The sequence below is a fragment of the Pseudomonas sp. P1.8 genome, assembly GCF_001269805.1.
Lineage (GTDB): Bacteria > Pseudomonadota > Gammaproteobacteria > Pseudomonadales > Pseudomonadaceae > Aquipseudomonas.
In genome coordinates this window covers 1-19,588 of the sequence record NZ_LHVM01000025.1, presented here as the reverse complement: position 1 = coordinate 19,588, position 19,588 = coordinate 1, and the positions used below count along the sequence as shown (strand labels likewise).

Genomic DNA, 19,588 nt, shown 5'->3' with positions numbered 1-19,588 from the left:
AGTAGCGGTGCATCGGAATTTTGGATGGGGCCGGGAAACGGGACCTGCATGTCGAGCGCGAGATAAACCGAGGCGGCAACAACTAGTGCTGACAGGGTGAACCTTCCTACACCATTGGGCATCGATGGGCGGCTCCTGGCCGGGATATTGCTATATCCTTGGCGAACAATAAAAGTGAGTCGAACACTGTGAAGTTTCATCAAATCAGAGCTTTGGTAGCGATCAACCAGTGCGGCAGTATCAATGAGGCCTCGCAGATACTGCACGTTACCCAGCCTGCATTGAGTCGTTCAATCAAGGATCTGGAGCGAGAGCTTGGGTTGACCTTGCTGCAGCGGTCTTACAAGGGCATGTCGCTGACCGAGGAGGGGCGGCGGATCATTCGCCACGCGCACATGGCGGTCGAGAGTATGCGACGGCTGCAGATCGAAGCCGATAATATTCATGACATGGCGGTTGGTGATGTGGCCATCGGGATCACCTCACTGACAGCGATGCTGCCCGGATTCGAGCAGTGCATCAGTGATTTTCAGGCGAAGAACCCACGGGTGCGGATCAAGCTAACCGAGCAGCGGCCGAGCCATATCGTGCAGCGTTTGCGCGACGGGAGCCTGGATTTTGCCCTGACTTCGCAGCAAAACACACAGCGTCTGAATCTGGATTGGGAGGCCTTGCATCGCATTCAGGGGGCCGTGTTCTGTGGCACCGACAACCCGCTGCGCCATTCGCGCTCATTGCGCCAGTTGCAGTACGCCAACTGGATCAGCCTGGATGAGATCGACGATCGTTCGTCGCAGTTCTATCAGATGTTCGAGGTCAACGATATTCACCCGCCGCAGAAGGTCATTGAATGCGCGTCGTTGCTGTTGGCTCTGCGCCTGGTAGAGAGCGCCGACGCGTTCATGACCCTGAGTAACCTGGCGGTAGGCAACACATTGCCAGCTGGGCGGGCGCCAGAGTTGGTCTGCGTTGAGGTCGAGGAGATCATTCCCGAATACCCGATTTACCTGGTATGCATCGACCGTCATTCGCTGACGTCGCCGGCCAAGGAACTGTTCTACAGCCTCAAATCAAGGCTGACTGCGGAGTCGTTGGCCGAACTCGCTCGTTAGAAGTGGTAGTACATGCCGATTGCCAGGTTCTGCGGGTCGTCACCGGCCTGCTCGATCGGGATGCCGGCGTAGCTGATGGATGAGTTGGGGTGATTATCGATCAGCGCGACGCGGCCGTAGATGGCCCAATTAGGCCTCAGAAAATGGTCATAGCCGAGCATCATCCCGAATGCGTCCTTGTTGCCGAATTCGATATTGCGCTGGACCAGTGACAGGCGTGCCACATCGGTTTTGCCCACAGGCGCGGCAATGCCCACTGTCCAGGCGGTCATGCTCGGTGTCGCTTGGTAGTCGACGTCCTGGCGCTGCCAGGTGAGGCTGGCCGCGAGCGGTCCGAAGTCGTAAAACGCTGAAGCGCTTTTGAAGTAGTTGTGGGTCTGGCGCTCACGATCACCGTCATCCCAGGGATCGCTCAGATAATCGTTGAACGAGCCAATCAAGATCCAGTGCGCATTGCTGTATTGCAAACTCACACCCTTGCCGCGCAGGGTCTTTCCCGAACTGGCCGTATCGTTCAAGCCAAAGCTCAATGCGCTGCCGAGGCTGAAACCGGCGAATTTCGCGGTGGTATAGGCCAGGGTGTGTTTGGGCCGCAGGTCCAGATAATAGGCGCCGCGCCCGGCGGGCGGAGAGGTCAGGTAAGTATAGGGTGAGCCATAGGTAGCCAGAAACGGGTCGGCGTAGGTCGGCGTGCCCATGCCGTAGGTTTTGCCAAACTCCAGTTTCCCGTAGTTACGCGAGCGTAGCGCCACGACGGCCAGGCGCAATGCGCCGACCTGCTTCCAATGCTCGTCGAGCGCCTTGCCGTTGAGGTTGAAGCCTTCTTCGACATCCGCTTCCAGTACCGTGTCCGCATCGACAGCCTTGCGCATGTATAGCCCCAGTTTGTTGGTCCAGGCCGCGCCGCCGGCGACCTTGACCCCTGAGTAATGACCCGAGTCCTGGTAGTTCACGAAGGCATCGACGGTGCCATAGAACTTGAGCTTGTCATCAAAGCCCTTGTCGACGTTGTAGTAGCCAAACCCTGGCGCCACTCGGGCGATGGACGGGAACCCTTCAGCCTGGCTGACTGCAGGCAGGCTCACCCCCAGCAGCATGGCGGCCAATGACGAATTGCGCGCGGCGGACGTACCCATTACAGACTCTCCGTGTAGCTGATGACTGAAGGTTCGCAGCCTCCACGAAAATAAAATGAGTCGGAAATTGTCAATTTTGTATGGGTATGCCTGATTGCTAATTTGGTAGCTGAAAACTGGGTTTCAGGGGGGTGGAGGGTGGGGCAATTCTCTTGTAGTCGTCGGATTCACCGCGTCCACTGGTTTCGACAGGCGCTGTTACTGGAAAAAACCGGTGCGTTGAAGGGCTCAATGACCAAGGATCGCACCGTCGTGGAGCGATATTTCGGGGCGAAGCCCGACGAAATAAACTGTTGGTTAATCGTGTGCAAAAAGCGCAAGTGATTCATCGTCAGAGTTACCCGATAGTTGGTGCCGACAACGCCAATAACTCGGAGATCTCCCATGACCACCCTGCAATCGGATACTCCCTTGGCCAATGGCACGATACGGCGCGACAGTGCCGCCGTCGGGTCTAGAAAAGCCACCGTTGCATGCGCTCTGGGCAATGCCCTGGAGATGTACGATTTCACCATCTACAGTTTTTTCGCCGTGGTGATCGCCAGGAATTTCTTTCCGGCGCAGTCGCCGGTAGCGTCATTGCTGATGTCGTTGACCGCCTTCGGTGTGGGCTTTCTGATGCGGCCAATCGGGGCGATGGTGATCGGTCGTTTCGCCGACCGCAAGGGTCGCAAGGCGGCCCTGACGCTGACTATTTTCCTGATGACACTGGGCACCGCCTTGATCGCATTCGCCCCCACTTACCAGCAAGCCGGGGTCTTCGGCACCGTGCTCCTGGTCATCGGACGCCTCACCCAAGGGTTTTCCGCCGGTGGTGAAATCGGCACCGCCTCGGTGCTCATGATGGAGTCGACCGGAACGGCCAATCGTTGTGCCAACGTCAGTTGGCAGGCCGCCAGCCAGGGATATGCGGCCTTGGTCGGGGCAGGCATCGGGTTGCTGCTGACCAGTGTCATGAACACGCCTGACCTGGAAAACTGGGGCTGGCGCATTCCGTTCATCGTCGGTCTGCTGATCGGCCCGGTCGGTTGGTACATCCGCCGTTGTCTGCCGGAAACGCTTGAGCACGCAGTCATTGAGCAACCGCCATCCACCGGCCGCAAGCCTCGCTGGCGCGAGGTGATCGACCTGCGCAACACCGTCCTGGCCACGGGCCTGATGGCGAGCGCGACCATCGGCATGTACCTGTTCATTTTCTACATGCCGTCGTACCTGGTCACCGCGCTGCACTATCCGCAGCGCAGCGCCTTGGCGATTGCCTGTGTTGCCGCCGCGTGCCTGGCGATCATCACGCCGATTGCCGGGCGTTACGCCGACCGTCATGGCCTGCGCAAAAAGCTTTTGGTGTGGACCGTCACGTTGCCCGTCATCGCGGCATGGCCGGCGCTGTGGTTGTTGTCGCACACCACCGACCTGTATCTGGCGATGCTGATCGTGGCGCTGCTGGTACTTCCCGGTTGCGTCGGTTCAGGGGCGTTTTTCGCGATGATCATGGAAGCCTTCGCCAAACCGCAGCGGGCACTCGGCACCTCGGTCAGCTACAGCTTTGGCGTGACCCTGTTCGGGGGGTTCTCGCCGCTGATCGCCACCTGGCTGACGTCGACTCTCAACGACCCGTTGGCCCCTGCCTTTTACTTGGTGGGCGGTGGGGTGATCAGCCTGACCTGCCTGAAACTATTCCCGGAAAACATTGGAAGAGCCTGAACCATGAGCACTCAACAAATCAGCCCTGTTTTGAGCAACGCCGACCTGCAAACGTTCGTGGCGCTGCGCCGACAAATTCACGCTGCTCCCGAGCTTGGGGGTGAAACCCCAAATACCGCCGAACTGGTCGCCGCCAAGCTGGCGCAGTGGGGCTATCAGGTCCATTGCGGCATCGGCGGGCATGGCTTGGTCGGCGTCCTGAAAAAGGGCCAGGGCAACCGCCGCATCGGCCTGCGCGCCGACATGGACGCGCTGCCGATGCAGGAGAAAAACGCCTTTGCCCACGCCAGTCAGATCGCCGGCCGCATGCATGCCTGCGGTCACGACGGGCACACCGCGATCTTGCTTGCGGCCGCTTATCGTCTGGCGACCAGCGCCGAGTTCAATGGCACCCTGAATCTGATTTTCCAGCCCGACGAGGAGGGGTTGTGCGGCGCCAAGGCAATGATCGACGACGGCCTGTTCCAGCGTTTTCCATGCGATGCGATTTTTGCCCTGCACAACATGCCCGGCGCACCCGTGGGTACGGTCGTGGTTCAGGCCGGACCGACCATGGCGTCTTCCGAGCGGGTGCAACTGAGCGTCACCGGTAAGGGGGGACACGGCGCCATGCCCGAACTGGCGGTGGATCCGGTGCCCGTGGTAGCCAGCTTGATCAACGCGATCCAGACCATCAAGTCGCGCAACCTGGGCCCTGAGGAATATGCGGTGATCAGCATCGGCATGCTACAGGCCGGGAGTGTCTACAACATCATTCCTGACGAGGCCAGCATGCTGATCAGCGTGCGCACCGACACCCCGCAGACCCAGCAGAAAATCAACCAACGCCTGGAGCAGATTGTCTGCGGCCACGAGCAATCATTCGGCGTCAGCATCGACTTGAAGATCACCCAACTGGCGCCTGCGCTGATCAACGATGTGGCCGAGACGCAACGGGTGCGCCAGAGTCTGGAGCCGCTGTTCGAACCTGGCTGCCTGCACAGCCGCGGACCCAAGGTCATGGGCACTGAGGACTTTGCCTGGATGCTCGGTGAAGTGCCGGGCTGTTACTTCATGCTGGGCAACGGCGAGGGCGAGTTCCATGGGTGTTCCGTGCATAACCCGCATTACGACTTCAACGACGAGTTGATCCGTCTGGGCTCTGATTGCTGGGTCAAGCTGGTGGAGGATTTTCTTGTTTAGGTTCAATCGCTAGCCATCAGCCATGTCAGGGCTCTCGCATCAAGCGCGTCCTGAAACGGGCTCGTTTGCGTCGACGTGGCACACGTGACGCGACCGATGCGTACACGCTAGCCGCCGCAGAGCAGAACCTGCGACGGCTGGCGAAATTTCCTTCTCAAAGCAGACCGCCAACGGATTCGTAGGCGCCTGAAAACAACGCAAGCGGTGACCGACAGAACAGCGTTTGTCGCTTTGGCGAAAACGAAAACAGGATGAGTGTCCTAATCTAAGTGCAATCGGCACCCAAAAAACAGTTTCGCGAGACGCTCATGTTCACTTCATTGCGTCGATCGAGCCGTTCCATCTCCATTGGTGCATTCGATGACTGGATCTGACTCGGGCCAAAGGAGGTAACACGGTGGACATTCTCGCTAGCCTGGCGATGGGTTTTGCCTCGGCACTGACGCCGATCAATTTGTTATGGGGTTTTATCGGCTGTTTGCTTGGTACTGCCATTGGTGTATTACCCGGCATCGGACCGGCCTTGACGGTGGCCTTGCTACTGCCGATTACCGCCAAGGTCGATCCAACCGGTGCGTTGATCATGTTCGCGGGGATTTATTACGGCGCACAGTTCGGCGGCTCAACCACCTCTATTTTGCTCAACACACCTGGTGAGTCTTCATCCATGGTCACGGCACTGGAAGGCAACCTGATGGCCCGCAACGGGCGCGCCGGCCCCGCGTTGGCCACGGCGGCGATTGGTTCTTTTGTGGCCGGCACCATCGCGACGGTTTTACTGACCCTGTTCGCGCCGGTGGTGGCCAGGCTGGCGCTGAACTTTGGCCCGACCGAGTATTTCGCGATTCTGGTGTTGTCGTTCACCACGGTGTCGGCGGTGCTCGGCGCCTCCATGCTGCGTGGCTTTGCCTCGTTGGGTATCGGTTTGACCATCGGCCTGATCGGGTTGGACGCGACTTCGGGGATCGCCCGCTACACCCTTGGCGTTCCCGAACTGGTCGACGGCATCGAAGTGGTGCTGGTGGCAGTGGGGTTGTTTGCCGTTGGCGAGGCGTTGTACAGCTTGCTGTATCAAACAGAACAGCGTGAAGGGCGGCACCGCCTGACGTCGTTATGGATGACCCGTGCCGACTGGAAGCGCTCGGTGCCAGCCTGGCTGCGAGGCACGCTGATCGGTTTTCCGTTTGGCTCGATACCGGCCGGTGGTGCGGAGATTCCGACCTTTCTGTCCTATTCCACCGAACGCAAACTCAGCAAGTATCCCAAGGAGTTTTCCGCCAACAAGGGCGAGGGCGCCATCGAAGGCGTCGCCGGCCCGGAAGCGGCCAATAACGCAAGCGCGACGGGATCGTTGGTGCCGTTGTTGACCCTCGGGATTCCGACCTCCGCCACGGCGGCGATCCTGTTGGCCGCGTTCCAGAACTACAACCTGCAACCGGGGCCGATGCTGTTTGAAACGTCTGCCGAACTGGTCTGGACCCTGGTGGCGTCGCTGTACATCGGCAACGTTATTCTGCTGGTGTTGAACCTGCCCCTGGTGGGGCTGTGGGTCAAGTTGCTGCAGATCCCCCGGCCGTATTTGAACGCGGGCATTCTGGTGTTCGCGACCATTGGCGTGTACGGCATGCGCCACTCTTCCTTCGATTTGGTGCTGATGCTGGCGATTGGTTGGGGCGGGGTGCTGATGCGCCGTTTCGACTTCCCGGTGGCGCCGGTGATCGTCGGCATGCTGCTTGGGCCGATGGCCGAGAAGCAACTGCGCAACGCGTTGTCGATCAGCGAGGGCGACTGGACGATTTTTCTGACGCAACCGATCTCGGCGTTTTTCCTGGCGCTGACTCTGCTGGTGCTGGTGGTGCCGCCTGTGCTGCATGCGCGGGGGATCAAGTTGCATGAGGATGATTGATCCGGGCGGCGTTCCGACGATAGCGTTGGGTCAGTCCACTCAGCTGTTTGATGTCACATCGTCTTCGCGAACAGGCTCGCTCCCACAGGTTTGTGCGGTAAACCACTGCATCACCGATGCGCACGCCGGATGGGCCGCAGCCGAAGGTTGCAGACACAGCGAGTAAATGCCTCGGGTCTTCAACGGTTCACCAAAGGGCACGACCAGCACACCGCGCTCAATCGATTCGCCGGCCAGGGTCATGTCGGTCATCGCCACACCCAGGCCTCGTGCGGCGGCATCGAGGGCCAGTTCGTCGAGGTTGAACGGGATGTGCCGGTAGTCCTTCAGCGACTTGCCGCCGTTGGCCGACAACCAGTCCTGCCAGTCATGCTGGTCGGCGGAACGGTGCAGCAGGGCGAAACCCGAGAGATCTTCCAGCGACGTCAATGGCTGTGTCGGGCTGCCCAGACCGGGCGCGCAGACCGGCACCAGCGCTTCCTCGAACAGGGTCAGGCATTGCGCCGCAGCCGTTGGTTCGGGCAGATACAGGATGTACGCATCGCTGTCGCTGGCCGGCTCTACGATCTCCGTGGCCACGGTTTCAATCGCCAGTGAAACGTCGGGATGATGGCGGTAAAAGTCACTCAGTTTGGGCAGCAACCAACGCACCGCCAGCGACACGTGCATGCGGATGCGGAACGGACGCTTTTGCGGTGCGAGGCGATCTTCGAGCGCTCTTAATTGCTCGAGGATGGCGCGAGCGCTGGCCAGCACCTGCTCACCTTCGGCCGTCAGTTGAATGCTGCGACTGCTCCTGACGAATAACGCCACGCCGAAGTGGCTTTCCAACTGCTGGATCTGCCGGCTCACCGCACTTTGGGTCAGACAGAGCTTGCGCGCCGCCAGGGTGAAGGTGCCGCATTCGGCGACTTCGACCAAAGCCTGCAAGCCCTGCATCGATGGCACGTGGCGAATTTTATCCATGCGTTTTAAGAATACCTCGATGATTTAATAGCGTTGGTCGTGGGTGTTCAGAGCCTTTAGATTCTAGTCATCGAAACCGCCATCGCCAATCATTCATGCGAAACGTGCATGAGGTCGGGTTGGTTCGGCAGGCCGGACAAGAACAAGAGGTGATGCATGGAAAATAGTTGTGGCTGGATCGCGCAAGCCGGGTGTTCGCCCCAGCGAGATTCGCTCAAGGGAACGCAACTGGCCGATTGGCTGATCATCGGCGGCGGGATCACGGGGCTGAGCGCTGCGCACGCCCTTACCCAGATGCACCCGCAGGCCAGCATCGTCGTGGTCGACCGGCAGCGTGCCGCCCAAGGCGCATCGGCGCGCAACTCCGGATTTGTCGTGGCTCATGAACATCCCGCCGCGAGTGAGTTGCTGGGCAGCGACGGGTTCGCCGGCTATGAACTGGACACATCGATCGGGCGAGCCGCCGCCGACGAAGTCCGCAAGCAGATTGCCCGACATGGCATCGAATGCGACTTCCAGGAGTCAGGTTATTTCTTCGCCGTCAGCGATCCGCGCAAGTTGACCGACGTCGAGAGCAAGCTGAAAACCCTGCGTGCGGTGGGTGCTTCTGCGCAGTTTCTACAAGGCGAACAGTTGAGTGAAAAACTCGGCACACAGCACTACAAGGCCGCGATCTGGTGCGGCAACGGCAATGCGTTGCTGCAACCGGCGAAGTATGTGAAGGGTTTGCTCGATGCCTTGCCGCAGAAGGTGACGGTTTTTGAAAACACCGACATCAGCGGTCTTGAACGCTTGGGTAACGGCCGTATTCGCGCCCGCAGCCGCGGCGCATGTGTCGAGGCCAAACAGGTGTTGGTGTGCCTGAATGCCTTTATCCCGCGGACGGGTATCGACGACAGCGCAACGTTCCCGATGGAGCTCAGTGCCAGTCTGACACGGCCGCTCAGCGATGCCGAGTTTCAAGCCATCGGCGCGGCAGCGCCCTGGGGTGTGCTGTCCACCCGGCCACTGGGGGCGACGGTGCGTCTGACGCCGGATCGTCGGGTGATGATCCGCAACACCGCGGAGTATCGTGCGCAGGATTTGTCCCTGGACCAATTGTCGCTACGTCGTCAGCACCACGTGCTGGGTTTGCAGCGGCGTTTTCCGTTCTTCGGCGAGCAGGATATCGAACACACCTGGACCGGGCACCTCAGCGCGTCACGCTCGGGGCAACCTTATTTCGCCAGGGTCGAGGAGGGCGTGTTTGCCGTGGCAGGGTGCAACGGCTCGGGCGTTGCGCGCGGCACGTTATGGGGGCGGTTGCTCGCGGAACTGGCTTCGGGGGGCGACTCAACACTGATGCGATCAGTCATGCAGCGAGCCCAACCCGGCTGGTTGCCACCCAAACCCTTGCTCGACATCGGTGCCATGCTACGGATGCGCGTGGAAGCGGTCAGGGCCAGAACCGAAATCTAAAGAATCGAACCACACAACAAGAACAACACTCCGTACATCGAAGGTGATTCAACATGCGCGTCAATACCCTTTCTCTGGTGGCCCTGGTCTCTGCGTTTTCCGCTGCCGCTTTTGCCGATGAAACCGTGAACATTTCCAACTGGAACGGTTACATCGCCGACGACACCCTGGCCAACTTCACCCGGCAAACCGGGATCAAGGCCACGTACGACATCCACGACAGCAATGAGGTGCTGGAGTCGAAATTGATGACGGGCAATACCGGTTATGACGTGGTCAGTCCGTCGAACCACTTTTTGTCGCGCCTGATCAAGGCCGGGGCCATCCAGAAATTCGACAGGAGCCAACTGCCCAACTGGAAAAACCTCGACCCGGCGTTGCTGAAAAAACTTGAAGTCAACGACCCCGGTAACCTGTACGGCTACCCCTACATGTGGGGCACGGCGGGCATCGGTTACAACGTCGAGAAGATCAAGGCGATCTTCGGCAACACCGACGTTACTCATTCCTGGAACCTGTTCTTCGACGAAAACAACATCAAGAAGCTCAGTGAGTGTGGGGTGGCGATCATCGACAACCCGACGCAGATCCTGCCGATCACTCTCAACTACCTGGGTCTGCCGCCGCACAGCCACGAGCCGGCCGACTACAGGAAAGCCGAGCAGGCACTGCTGAAAATCCGGCCCTACGTGCAGTACTTCCATGCCTCCAAATACATCAGCGACCTGGCCAACGGCAACGTCTGTGCAGTGATCGGTTTCAATGGCGACATCGTGCAAGCCGCCGCCAGCGCCAGGGAAGCCAAAAACGGCATCGAGATTGCCTACTCGATTCCGGATGAAGGCTCCACGCTGTGGCTCGACATGGTGGTCATGCCCAGGAACGCACCCCATGAGAAGAACGGCTACGCCTACATGAACTACCTGCTGGAGCCGAAGGTGATTGCCAATATCAGCAACAGCATCCATTACGCCAACCCGAACAGCGCGGCGGATGCCTTTGTCGACCCCGCCGTGAAGCAGGATCTGGCGATTTACCCGCCCAAGAGTGTCATGGACAAGTTGTTCACCGTCGAGGACTTGCCCGCGGCGATTGCGCGGCTCAGTACGCGGTTGTGGACGAAGCTCAAGACCAATACCTGATGGCGGAACGCGTACCTGTAGGAGCAAGCTTGCTCGCGAAAGCGTTCATTCATCATCAGCAATGTCGGCTTGCCTGTCGCGATCGCGAGCAAGCTTGCTCCTACGGGTAAGAAAAAAGCGAACTTTGCAACGCGCAGCTTTCTCGAAGTAGAAGGGCTTTACCCATACATCGAGGAACGCAAGCCATGCAGTCCAACCGACATTCGCGGTATGAGCTGGCCTTGTTGACGGTTTTCCTGCTGATCGTTTTGGCATCGGGCTTTTCACCCCGCAGCCGGGTGGATTGGGCGTTGGAAAACGTGCTGGTGCTGTTGTTGGTGGGCACGTTGATCGCGTTCTCTGGCCGGTTCAGATTGTCTGCGGTGTCCATCACTCTGGTGTTTGTGTTTTTGTGCGTGCATGAGCTTGGGGCGCATTACACCTATTCCCTGGTGCCGTACGATCAGTGGAGTTCGGGGATGTTCGGGTTCAGTCTGGAAAAATCCTTCGGCGTTCATCGCAATCACTATGACCGCCTGGTGCATCTGAGCTACGGACTGTTGTTGGTGTATCCGGTTCGGGAAGTGCTGATGCGCCTGACGCCGTTGCGGGGTTTCTGGCTGTTTTTCATTGCACTGAACATCATGCTGTCGACCTCGGCTCTCTACGAACTGGTGGAGTGGGTCGGCGGCGCCTTCCTCGGCGACGACACTTCGAAAGCGTTCGTCGGTGCGCAAAACGACCCTTGGGATTCGCAGAAGGACATGGCCATCGCCGTGGCCGGTGCGCTTGTCAGCTTGCTGTTGGTTTCCCTGCGCGGCACGACGCAAACGACGCCGCTACCGACCGCATGTCGCAAAAACGACAATCTGTAGCAATAGGCTTCAATTACCGCTCAAGCCAGTCGATACCCTCTTCAGCAGTGTCATTCGTGGTGGGCGACGCCCAGCCGACAACCGTGCCAGAGAGGAACCACAGAGTGTCCATAAAACTACGTTTATGCTTGCTGATCGGCACCGGTCTGCTCGCCGCCCTGGTCATGAGCCTGGTCAGTTACCTGGGAAACATGCGCATGGCCGAGGCCGTGAACGACAACAACGTCAGCATGACGGCACTGCGCAATCACCTCGAAGCCGACATGATGCACGACGCCCTGCGCGCCGACGTGCTGTCGGCGATGCTGGTGGGGTTGGGCAAGAGCACCAGCAGCAAGGCCGAGGTGCGCAGTTCCATCGAACAACACACCACACATTTTCGTGAAGTGCTGGGCGATAACCTCAAACTGCCGGTCAACGACACCCTCAAGACGGCTTTGAACAAAATCAAGCCAAGCCTCGACACTTATATTGGCGCTGCCGAGCGCATCGTCGGTCTGGCGCTGGAAAACCCCGAGGCCGCGCAACAGCAATTGGGCACGTTCAACACGGCGTTCAGCCAACTGGAAGACCAGATGGCGGCGCTCAGCGAGCTGATCGAAAGCAACACCCAGCAGACCAGTCAGGGCACGGCGCACGCCATCAGCAACGCCAATCTTGCCCTCGGTGGCGTGCTGGTCGTCAGCCTGTTGCTGCTGCTCGCCCTTGGCCGCTCGGCGATCCTGAGCATCATGGGGCCGTTGCAGACGGCCAGTCGCATCGCCGACAGCATCGCCCACGGCAACCTCAGCGAACCTATTGTCGAGCCTGCCCGGCATGACGAGGCCAGTGCGCTGATCCGCAGCCTGGCGATCATGCAGCGCGATTTGCGCGGCATGATCGAAGTGGTACGCGGCAATGCCCACGGCGTGAGCGGCATGAGCAAGCAATTGAGCAACGGTTGCCACGCAGTTGCCGGCAGCAGCCAGCAGCAAAGCGCTGCGGCCAGCACCATGGCGGCGGCCGCCAGCGAAATGACCGCGAGCATCGAGGAAATCACCCGGCATGCCGGACGGGCGCTGGACATGGCCAATCAGGCCGAAGCGTTGGCCAAGGATGGCGGGCGGGTGATCCATCAAGTGGTCAACGACATGGATGGCATCGCACGCTCGGCTCAGCATTCGGCGCAGGTGATTCGCACGCTGGACAAGGAGTCCGAGGGGATTTTCAACATTATTCAAGTGATCAAGGGCATCGCCGACCAGACCAACCTGTTGGCGCTGAACGCCGCCATCGAGGCAGCCCGCGCCGGCGAGCAGGGTCGTGGTTTTGCCGTGGTGGCCGACGAAGTCCGCAGCCTGGCCGGGCGCACCAGCGCCTCGACCCAGGAAATCGCCAGCATGGTCGCACGCATCCAGCAAAGCACCCGTGAAGCGGTGATCAGCATGGAGGAGGGCGTGGCGCAGGTCGACAAGGGCATGGCGGTGACTGCCGATGTCGAGCGTGCGATTCGTGAAATTCTCGAAGCGACGCTCAACACCACGCAACTGGTCAACGACATCAGCCGCACCATCGGCGAGCAAAGCCTGGCCAGCAATGAAATTGCCCATCAGGTGGAAATGATTGCCGGGATGTCCGAGGGCAACAGCAAAGTGATCGGGCAGACGGCCTCGACCACCGACGAATTGTCGAGCCTGGCGGGTCAGTTGTCGCAGTCGGTGGATCGGTTCAGGTTGTGAGGCGATCCTTCAGGAGCCGGCTTGCTGGCTCCTGAAGGCGATGTGGTGCATCAGGTACACCGTGTCGCCTGAATCGCCAGCAAGCCGGCTCCTACAGGTCTAAAGATACTTATCCGTTACCGCTCCCTCTGAAGCGCTGGAAACAGTCTTCGCGTACTTGGCCAACACCCCGCGCTTGTACTTCGACTCCGGCCGCACCCAGCGCGATTTGCGCTCGGCCAGCTCGGTGTCGGACACGTCGACCGTGATCTGCCGGGTTTCGGCATCAATGGTGATCCTGTCGCCATTTTTCACCAGCGCAATCGGCCCGCCTTCAAAGGCCTCCGGCGTGATATGGCCAACCACGAACCCGTGTGAACCGCCGGAAAAACGCCCGTCGGTAATCAACGCGACTTCCTTGCCCAGACCCTTGCCCATGACTGCCGACGTCGGCGACAACATTTCGCGCATGCCCGGTCCGCCCTTGGGTCCTTCGTAGCGAATCACGATGACTTCGCCGGGCTGCACTTCACCGTTGAGAATGCCGGCAAGAGCGCCTTCTTCGCCGTGATAGACCCGGGCCGTGCCTTCGAAGCGCAGGCCTTCCTTGCCGGTGATCTTGGCCACGGCGCCGGTGGGCGAGAGGTTGCCGTGCAGCACCACCAAGTGCGAATCCTTTTTGATCGGCCGGTCGAAGGGCAGGATCACGTCCTGGCCTTCGGGGTAGTCGGCCACGTGTTCGAGGTTTTCAGCGAGGGTCTTGCCAGTGACGGTCAACGCATCGCCATGCAGCATCCCGGCGGCCAGCATGCGCTTCATCAACGGTTCAATGCCGCCGATGGCGACCAGTTCGCTCATCATGTATTTGCCGCTGGGACGCAGGTCGGCAACCACCGGGGAAATCTTGCCTAGCTCGGTGAAGTCATCCAGGGTCAGCTCTACGTCCACCGCATTGGCCATGGCCAAAAGGTGCAGCACGGCGTTGGTTGAGCCGGCGAGGGCGATGACCACGCGGATGGCGTTTTCAAAGGCCTTGCGGGTCATGATGTCGCGGGGTTTGAGGTCCAGCTTGAGCAGCTCCATGACCTGCTGGCCGGCGCGGAAACTGTCCGAGGCCTTGTCGCCGCCAATGGCCTCCTGGGAGCTGGAACCGGGCAGGCTCATGCCCAGCGCCTCGATGGCCGAGGCCATGGTGTTGGCGGTGTACATGCCGCCGCAGGAACCGGGACCGGGGATTGCCACTTCCTCGATCTGCTTGACCTGAATCTCGCTGATGTCACCGCGGGCATGCTGGCCCACGGCTTCGAACACGGAAATGATGTCGGTGTGGCCGGCGCCCGGTCGAATGGTGCCGCCGTACACAAAGATCGAAGGACGGTTCAACCGCGCCATGCCAATCAGGCAGCCCGGCATGTTCTTGTCGCAACCGCCGACGGTGACCAGACCATCGAAGCCTTCGCAGCCGACCACCACTTCGATGGAGTCGGCAATCACCTCGCGGGACACTAGCGAATACTTCATGCCTTCAGTGCCATTGGCGATGCCGTCGGAAATGGTGATGGTGTTGAAAATCACGCCTTTGGCACCCGCCGCATTCGCGCCTTTTTCCGCTTCGATCACCAGTTTGTCGATGTGCATGTTGCAGGGCGTGACCATCGCCCAGGTCGAGGCAATGCCGATCTGCGGCTTCTTGAAGTCTTCATCGGTGAAGCCTACGGCGCGGAGCATGGCGCGTGCGGGGGCGGCTTCGATGCCGTCGATGACCTGGGAGGAATACTTGCGCAGATCGTCTTTGTCGCCCATGACACATCCTCATATGCGGGTGGAAAACAGGGTGAGTATAGAAGGGCTCAGTGACCGGACCGGGACAAACGATTCAGCAACAGACACGCGGGCCCGCCCCGACGTGATATTCTTCGCGCCAACTTGGTTTGACCTATTCAGTTTGCATGTCCTTGAGACGTGCCGACGGAATCACTGTCGCTCAAGCAGCTGAAGCCAATAAAGATAAAAAGTCAGTTCAGAAGGGACATTAAACTGGGGTCGATGCGTTTCGTCGGCCTTGTGTGCCCACCCTGTAATCCCGCTGTGCCTTCACCCATGATCTGCCGTGAAACATGGGGCTGCGTGCGCGAGGATGGAAGGGCGGATGGCGTTTTATCATAGGTGCAACAGATGTTTAAGAAAGTAAACACAGCCCTGCTGGGGTTGGCCTTGTCGTTGGGGATGACCACGGCCCAGGCTGAAGAGGCGAAGAAAGTCGATGTGCTGCTGATTGGCGGCGGCATCATGAGCGCGACCCTGGGTGTATGGCTCAATGAGCTGGAACCTGGCACCTCGATGCAAATGATCGAGCGCCTCGACGGCGTCGCTCAGGAAAGCTCCAACGGCTGGAACAACGCCGGTACCGGTCACTCCGCGCTGGCGGAGCTGAACTACACGCCGGAAGACGAGAGCGGCAAGGTCTCGATCCCGAAGGCTGTTGAAATCAACGAAGCCTTCCAGATCTCCCGTCAGTTCTGGGCCTGGCAGGTTCAGCAAGGCGTGCTGAAAAACCCGCGTTCGTTCATCAACTCCACACCGCACATGAGCTTCGTGTGGGGCGATGACAACATCAAGTTCCTGAAGAAACGCTACGACGCTCTGCAAGCGAGCCCGCTGTTCGCCGGCATGCAGTACTCCGAAGACCCGGCTGTGATCAAGCAATGGGTACCGCTGATGATGGAAGGGCGTGACCCGAACCAGAAAATCGCGGCCACCTGGAGCCCGCTGGGTACTGACGTGAACTTCGGCGAAATTACGCGCCAGTTCGTTGCACATCTGCAAACCACACCGAAATTCGACTTGAAGCTGTCCAGCGAAGTGCAGGACATCACCCGTAACGAAGACGGCAGCTGGCGCGTCAGCTACAAAAACCTCAAAGACGGCAGCAAAACCGAAACCGACGCCAAGTTCGTGTTCATCGGCGCTGGCGGCGGTGCCTTGCACCTGCTGCAGAAGTCCGGCATTCCTGAAGCCAAGGAATACGCAGGCTTCCCGGTAGGCGGCTCGTTCCTCGTGACCGAAAACCCGACCATTGCCGAGCAACACCTGGCCAAGGCCTACGGCAAAGCTTCCGTTGGCGCACCGCCGATGTCGGTTCCGCACCTGGACACCCGCGTGCTGGATGGCAAGCGCGTGATTCTGTTTGGCCCATTCGCGACCTTCAGCACCAAGTTCCTCAAAGAAGGTTCGTACCTGGACCTGCTGACCACCACGACCACACACAACGTGTGGCCAATGACCAAGGTTGGCATCAAGGAATACCCGCTGGTCGAGTACCTGGCAGGCCAACTGATGCTGTCGGATGAAGACCGCCTCAACGCCTTGAAAGAATACTTCCCGAACGCCAAGGCTGAAGACTGGCGTCTGTGGCAAGCCGGGCAGCGTGTGCAGATCATCAAGCGCGACGAAGCCGCCGGTGGCGTGCTGAAACTGGGCACCGAGATCGTCGCTGCGCAAGACGGCAGCATCGCCGGCCTGCTGGGCGCCTCGCCAGGCGCTTCGACCGCCGCACCGATCATGCTGACCGTGCTGCAGAAAGTCTTCAAGGACAAGGTCGCGAGCCCGCAGTGGCAGGAAAAGCTGCACCAGATCGTCCCGAGCTACGGCACCCAGCTGAACGCCAGCCCGGAAAAGGTTGCGCAGGAATGGGCGTACACCGCCAAGGTGCTGGAACTGACGACGCCTCCGGCGACGATGGCTCCGGCAACGACCCCGGTGACTGTCGATCTTGATGCAAAAGCGCCGAAAGCCGATGCTGCGCGTGATATGGCTCTGTAACCAGACCGCCTAATCAAATAAAACCCACTGCACCGGAGACGGTCAGTGGGTTTTTTTGTGGGCGCTGGAATGGGCATTGGACTTGGGGCTCCAGTCCTGTCATCAAATGCTAAGTCACTGACGCTCAATGTAAAGCGAACAGTTTTTGCGTGGCGATACTGACTTGTTTTCCGGCGTCGAACCGTAAGCCTGATACCCCTCCGTAGGGCAGGCACCATTGTGTAGGAGCGAGCTTGCTCGCGATGTGCTCAAGAGCGCTGCGTTTATCCAGTAAACACGCGTCTTCGCTCACGACCATCGCGAGCAAGCTTGCTCCTACAAAAAGCCTCGCGTGCAGGTGGGGAGCCGTCAGTTGCATCTCAATAAAACAATCATAGAGAGCGCAGAATGAAGTTCAGTTTTATAGACAACAGCCAGCCGAGCCGTCGGCGGGTTTTACGTGATGCTTTCACCTTGGCGTTGGCGGCTTCGCCCTTGGCGAGTCTCGCCAAGGCCGCCGATGAAACTGCCGCGACCAGCCAGTCCCCTGAAGACGTGACCTTTGCCGCGGGCCCACGACCGTTGGTGCAATACCCGCAAAAGCGCCCGTTGACTCTGGTGACAACCCGTCCGCCACACCTGGAGACGCCGTTCCCTGTGTTCAATGAAGGGCCGATCACGCCCAACGACGCTTTTTTTGTGCGCTATCACCTGGCTGATTTTCCGACCAGCATTGATCCGGACACTTACCGTTTGACGGTCAAGGGCACGGTCGAGACGCCGCTCTCATTGTCTCTCGCCGAGCTCAAGGCGCTCGCCGAACCGGTGGAAGTGGTCGCCGTCAATCAATGTTCGGGTAACAGTCGTGGCTTCTCGATGCCGCGCGTGTTCGGCGCTCAGTTGGGCAATGGTTCCATGGGCAACGCGCGCTGGGTTGGGGTTTCGCTCAAGACTGTACTGGAAAAGGCCGGGGTGAAAGCCGAGGCTGCGCAAGTGACCTTCCGTGGGCTGGATAAGCCGGTGCTGCCGAGCACCCCGGAATTCATCAAGGCGCTGGACATCAGCCATGCCATGGACGGTGAGCCGATGATCGCCTGGTCAATGAACGGCACCGACCTGCCATTTCTCAACGGTTACCCGATTCGTCTGGTGGTGCCCGGCTACTTCGGTACGTATTGGGTCAAGCATTTGAGCGAAATCGAAGTCGTCGACCACACCTTCGACGGTTTCTTCATGGCCAAGGGTTACCGTCTTCCGGATAACGATTGTTTCTGCATTGCCCCCGGCACCACGGCGGCGAAAACCCTGCCGATTTCCAAGTTGGCGGTGCGCAGTTTCATCACCAGCGTTAAGCACGGCGACGTGATGCCGCTGAACAAAAACGTGCTGCTCAAGGGCATTGCGTTCGACGGTGGCGTGGGGGTCAACAAGGTGGAGGTCTCGATCGACGGCGCGAACACCTGGCGCGAAGCCGCGCTTGGCGAGGATCTGGGGCGATTCTCCTTCCGCGAGTGGACATTGCCGATCACCTTCACCAGCAAGGGCGCGACGCAATTGATGGTGCGCGCCAGCAACAGTGCAGGCGAGACCCAACCGATGAAAGCCGACTGGAACCCCAGTGGTTACCGTCGCCACGTCGTGGAAACCAGCCACGTGACCGTCGCCTGAGGAGGGCCGCATGAAACCCATGAAATTCATCATCACCGCGCTATGCGCGGCTCAGGTGTGTCTGGCGACCCTGGCTAGCGCGGCACCGCTATCGATCACGCTGCCGCCGGAAACGGCAGTATTCAAGCCCAGCGCCATGCCTGGCTACGCATTGGCGCAGCAGAAGTGCTCCGTTTGCCACTCGGCCGATTACATCAACTTTCAGCCGCCAGGCTTGAGCCTGGCCCAGTGGACCGCTGAAGCGGGCAAGATGCAGCACGTGTACGGCGCGCCGATCAGCGATCAGGATGTGAGTGTGATTGGCGCTTACCTGGCGGTGACCTACGGCAGTGCCAAGGCGAGCGATGCCGATGTTCAGGCGGCCTCCAACCCCCCGGCGGCCCAGCCTCCGGTGGTGACAGTTGCCAAAGTCGACGCCAAGGCTTTGCTGCAGAACAATGCCTGCCTGTCCTGCCACGCGATCGATCACAAGGTAGTAGGCCCGGCTTACCACGATGTGGCGGCCAAGTACGCCAAAGACCCGCAGGCATTGGACCGGCTGATGTCCAGCATTCAGCAGGGTGGCAGCGGCAAATGGGGGAATGTGCCCATGCCGCCTTTCGCTCAATTGAGCCCGGATGATCTGAAAAGCCTGGCGACGTTCATCTTGAGTCAGTGAGTCCTGGCCTGTGTCTAGTCCTGAAATAGGTTTACACCTGTTTCAGTCTCAAAACGCCCGATGCACCGCATCGGGCGTTTTGTATTTCAAGGCCAGATGTGGCCGCTCCGCGTTGTAGATCAGCACCGATTCATCAACCATTCTCACCGCGTCGGCCAGGTTCTTGGGGCGATGCAGCAAAAACTCCGTCTTCAAAATCCCGTTTATTCGCTCCGCCATCGCGTTCTGATAGCAGTCATAGCCATCGGTCATCGAACAAATGACCCCGTGCTTGGTGTGAAAACGCTGATAAAGGTCGGAGCAA

Annotated in this window: 15 protein-coding genes and 1 pseudogene; 12 read left to right on the top strand and 4 right to left on the bottom strand. The window is 59.6% G+C overall.

Features of this window, described 5'->3' with window-relative positions; translation table 11 throughout:
• Positions 1-188: 188 nt before the first annotated feature.
• A complete protein-coding gene (locus tag AD668_RS27325) occupies positions 189-1,112 on the top strand; it encodes a LysR family transcriptional regulator (protein WP_053164159.1) in 924 nt (307 codons plus the stop codon).
• Here the strand turns inward: AD668_RS27325 and AD668_RS27320 are convergent.
• The gene (locus AD668_RS27320) at positions 1,109-2,248 is read right to left on the bottom strand and encodes a porin (protein WP_053164157.1); all 1,140 of its coding nucleotides are present in this window, start codon (positions 2,246-2,248) and stop codon (positions 1,109-1,111) included. The genes AD668_RS27325 and AD668_RS27320 overlap by 4 nt on opposite strands.
• Positions 2,249-2,632: 384 nt before the next feature.
• On the opposite strand from AD668_RS27320, the gene AD668_RS27315 reads away from it, so the two are divergent.
• The 3 genes from AD668_RS27315 to AD668_RS27305 all read left to right on the top strand — a co-directional run bounded on the left by AD668_RS27315 (position 2,633) and on the right by AD668_RS27305 (position 7,040).
• A complete protein-coding gene (locus tag AD668_RS27315; protein WP_053164155.1) occupies positions 2,633-3,952 on the top strand; it encodes an MFS transporter in 1,320 nt (439 codons plus the stop codon).
• Positions 3,953-3,955: 3 nt separating this feature from the next.
• Positions 3,956-5,134: a M20 aminoacylase family protein gene (locus AD668_RS27310; RefSeq protein WP_053164153.1), complete on the top strand. Its 1,179-nt coding sequence runs from the start codon at positions 3,956-3,958 to the stop codon at positions 5,132-5,134.
• A gap of 397 nt (positions 5,135-5,531) precedes the next feature.
• Positions 5,532-7,040: a tripartite tricarboxylate transporter permease gene (locus tag AD668_RS27305; RefSeq protein ID WP_053164151.1), complete on the top strand. Its 1,509-nt coding sequence runs from the start codon at positions 5,532-5,534 to the stop codon at positions 7,038-7,040.
• Between the two features lie 39 nt (positions 7,041-7,079).
• Here AD668_RS27305 and AD668_RS27300 read toward each other — a convergent pair whose 3' ends face one another.
• A complete protein-coding gene (locus AD668_RS27300; protein ID WP_053164149.1) occupies positions 7,080-8,006 on the bottom strand; it encodes a LysR substrate-binding domain-containing protein in 927 nt (308 codons plus the stop codon).
• Positions 8,007-8,162: 156 nt separating this feature from the next.
• Between AD668_RS27300 and AD668_RS27295 the strand changes: the two genes are divergently transcribed.
• The 5 genes and pseudogenes from AD668_RS27295 (at position 8,163) to AD668_RS30415 (ending at position 13,178) form a co-directional block, all read left to right on the top strand.
• Positions 8,163-9,464, top strand: coding sequence for an FAD-binding oxidoreductase (locus tag AD668_RS27295; protein WP_053164148.1), 1,302 nt, complete (start codon positions 8,163-8,165; stop codon positions 9,462-9,464).
• 53 nt (positions 9,465-9,517) lie between these two features.
• Entirely contained in the window at positions 9,518-10,606 is a 1,089-nt protein-coding gene (locus tag AD668_RS27290) for a polyamine ABC transporter substrate-binding protein (RefSeq protein WP_053164146.1), read from the top strand.
• Between the two features lie 185 nt (positions 10,607-10,791).
• Entirely contained in the window at positions 10,792-11,460 is a 669-nt protein-coding gene (locus tag AD668_RS27285) for a DUF2238 domain-containing protein (RefSeq protein ID WP_053164144.1), read from the top strand.
• Positions 11,436-12,320: pseudogene (locus AD668_RS30420) on the top strand (MCP four helix bundle domain-containing protein); the annotation flags it as partial. The gene AD668_RS27285 and the pseudogene AD668_RS30420, both read left to right, overlap by 25 nt.
• Positions 12,315-13,178, top strand: a complete 864-nt coding sequence (locus tag AD668_RS30415) for a methyl-accepting chemotaxis protein (protein ID WP_371259850.1) — start codon at positions 12,315-12,317, stop codon at positions 13,176-13,178. The pseudogene AD668_RS30420 and the gene AD668_RS30415, both read left to right, overlap by 6 nt.
• Before the next feature lie 99 nt (positions 13,179-13,277).
• Here AD668_RS30415 and ilvD read toward each other — a convergent pair whose 3' ends face one another.
• Positions 13,278-14,960, bottom strand: a complete 1,683-nt coding sequence (gene ilvD / locus AD668_RS27275) for a dihydroxy-acid dehydratase (protein ID WP_053164140.1) — start codon at positions 14,958-14,960, stop codon at positions 13,278-13,280.
• Positions 14,961-15,332: 372 nt separating this feature from the next.
• Here ilvD and mqo point away from each other — a divergent pair, with 372 nt between their 5' ends.
• The 3 genes from mqo (at position 15,333) to AD668_RS27255 (ending at position 19,284) form a co-directional block, all read left to right on the top strand.
• On the top strand, positions 15,333-16,979 hold the full coding sequence (mqo, locus tag AD668_RS27270; RefSeq protein WP_053164136.1) for a malate dehydrogenase (quinone): 1,647 nt from the start codon (positions 15,333-15,335) through the stop codon (positions 16,977-16,979).
• Positions 16,980-17,366: 387 nt separating this feature from the next.
• Positions 17,367-18,626, top strand: coding sequence for a molybdopterin-dependent oxidoreductase (locus AD668_RS27260; protein WP_053164133.1), 1,260 nt, complete (start codon positions 17,367-17,369; stop codon positions 18,624-18,626).
• Between the two features lie 10 nt (positions 18,627-18,636).
• Positions 18,637-19,284 (top strand): c-type cytochrome, encoded by a 648-nt coding sequence (locus tag AD668_RS27255; RefSeq protein ID WP_053164131.1) that lies wholly within the window; start codon positions 18,637-18,639, stop codon positions 19,282-19,284.
• Between the two features lie 48 nt (positions 19,285-19,332).
• Here the strand turns inward: AD668_RS27255 and AD668_RS27250 are convergent.
• On the bottom strand, positions 19,333-19,588 hold a 256-nt coding region (locus tag AD668_RS27250), incomplete at its 5' end, for an integrase core domain-containing protein (RefSeq protein ID WP_156322403.1).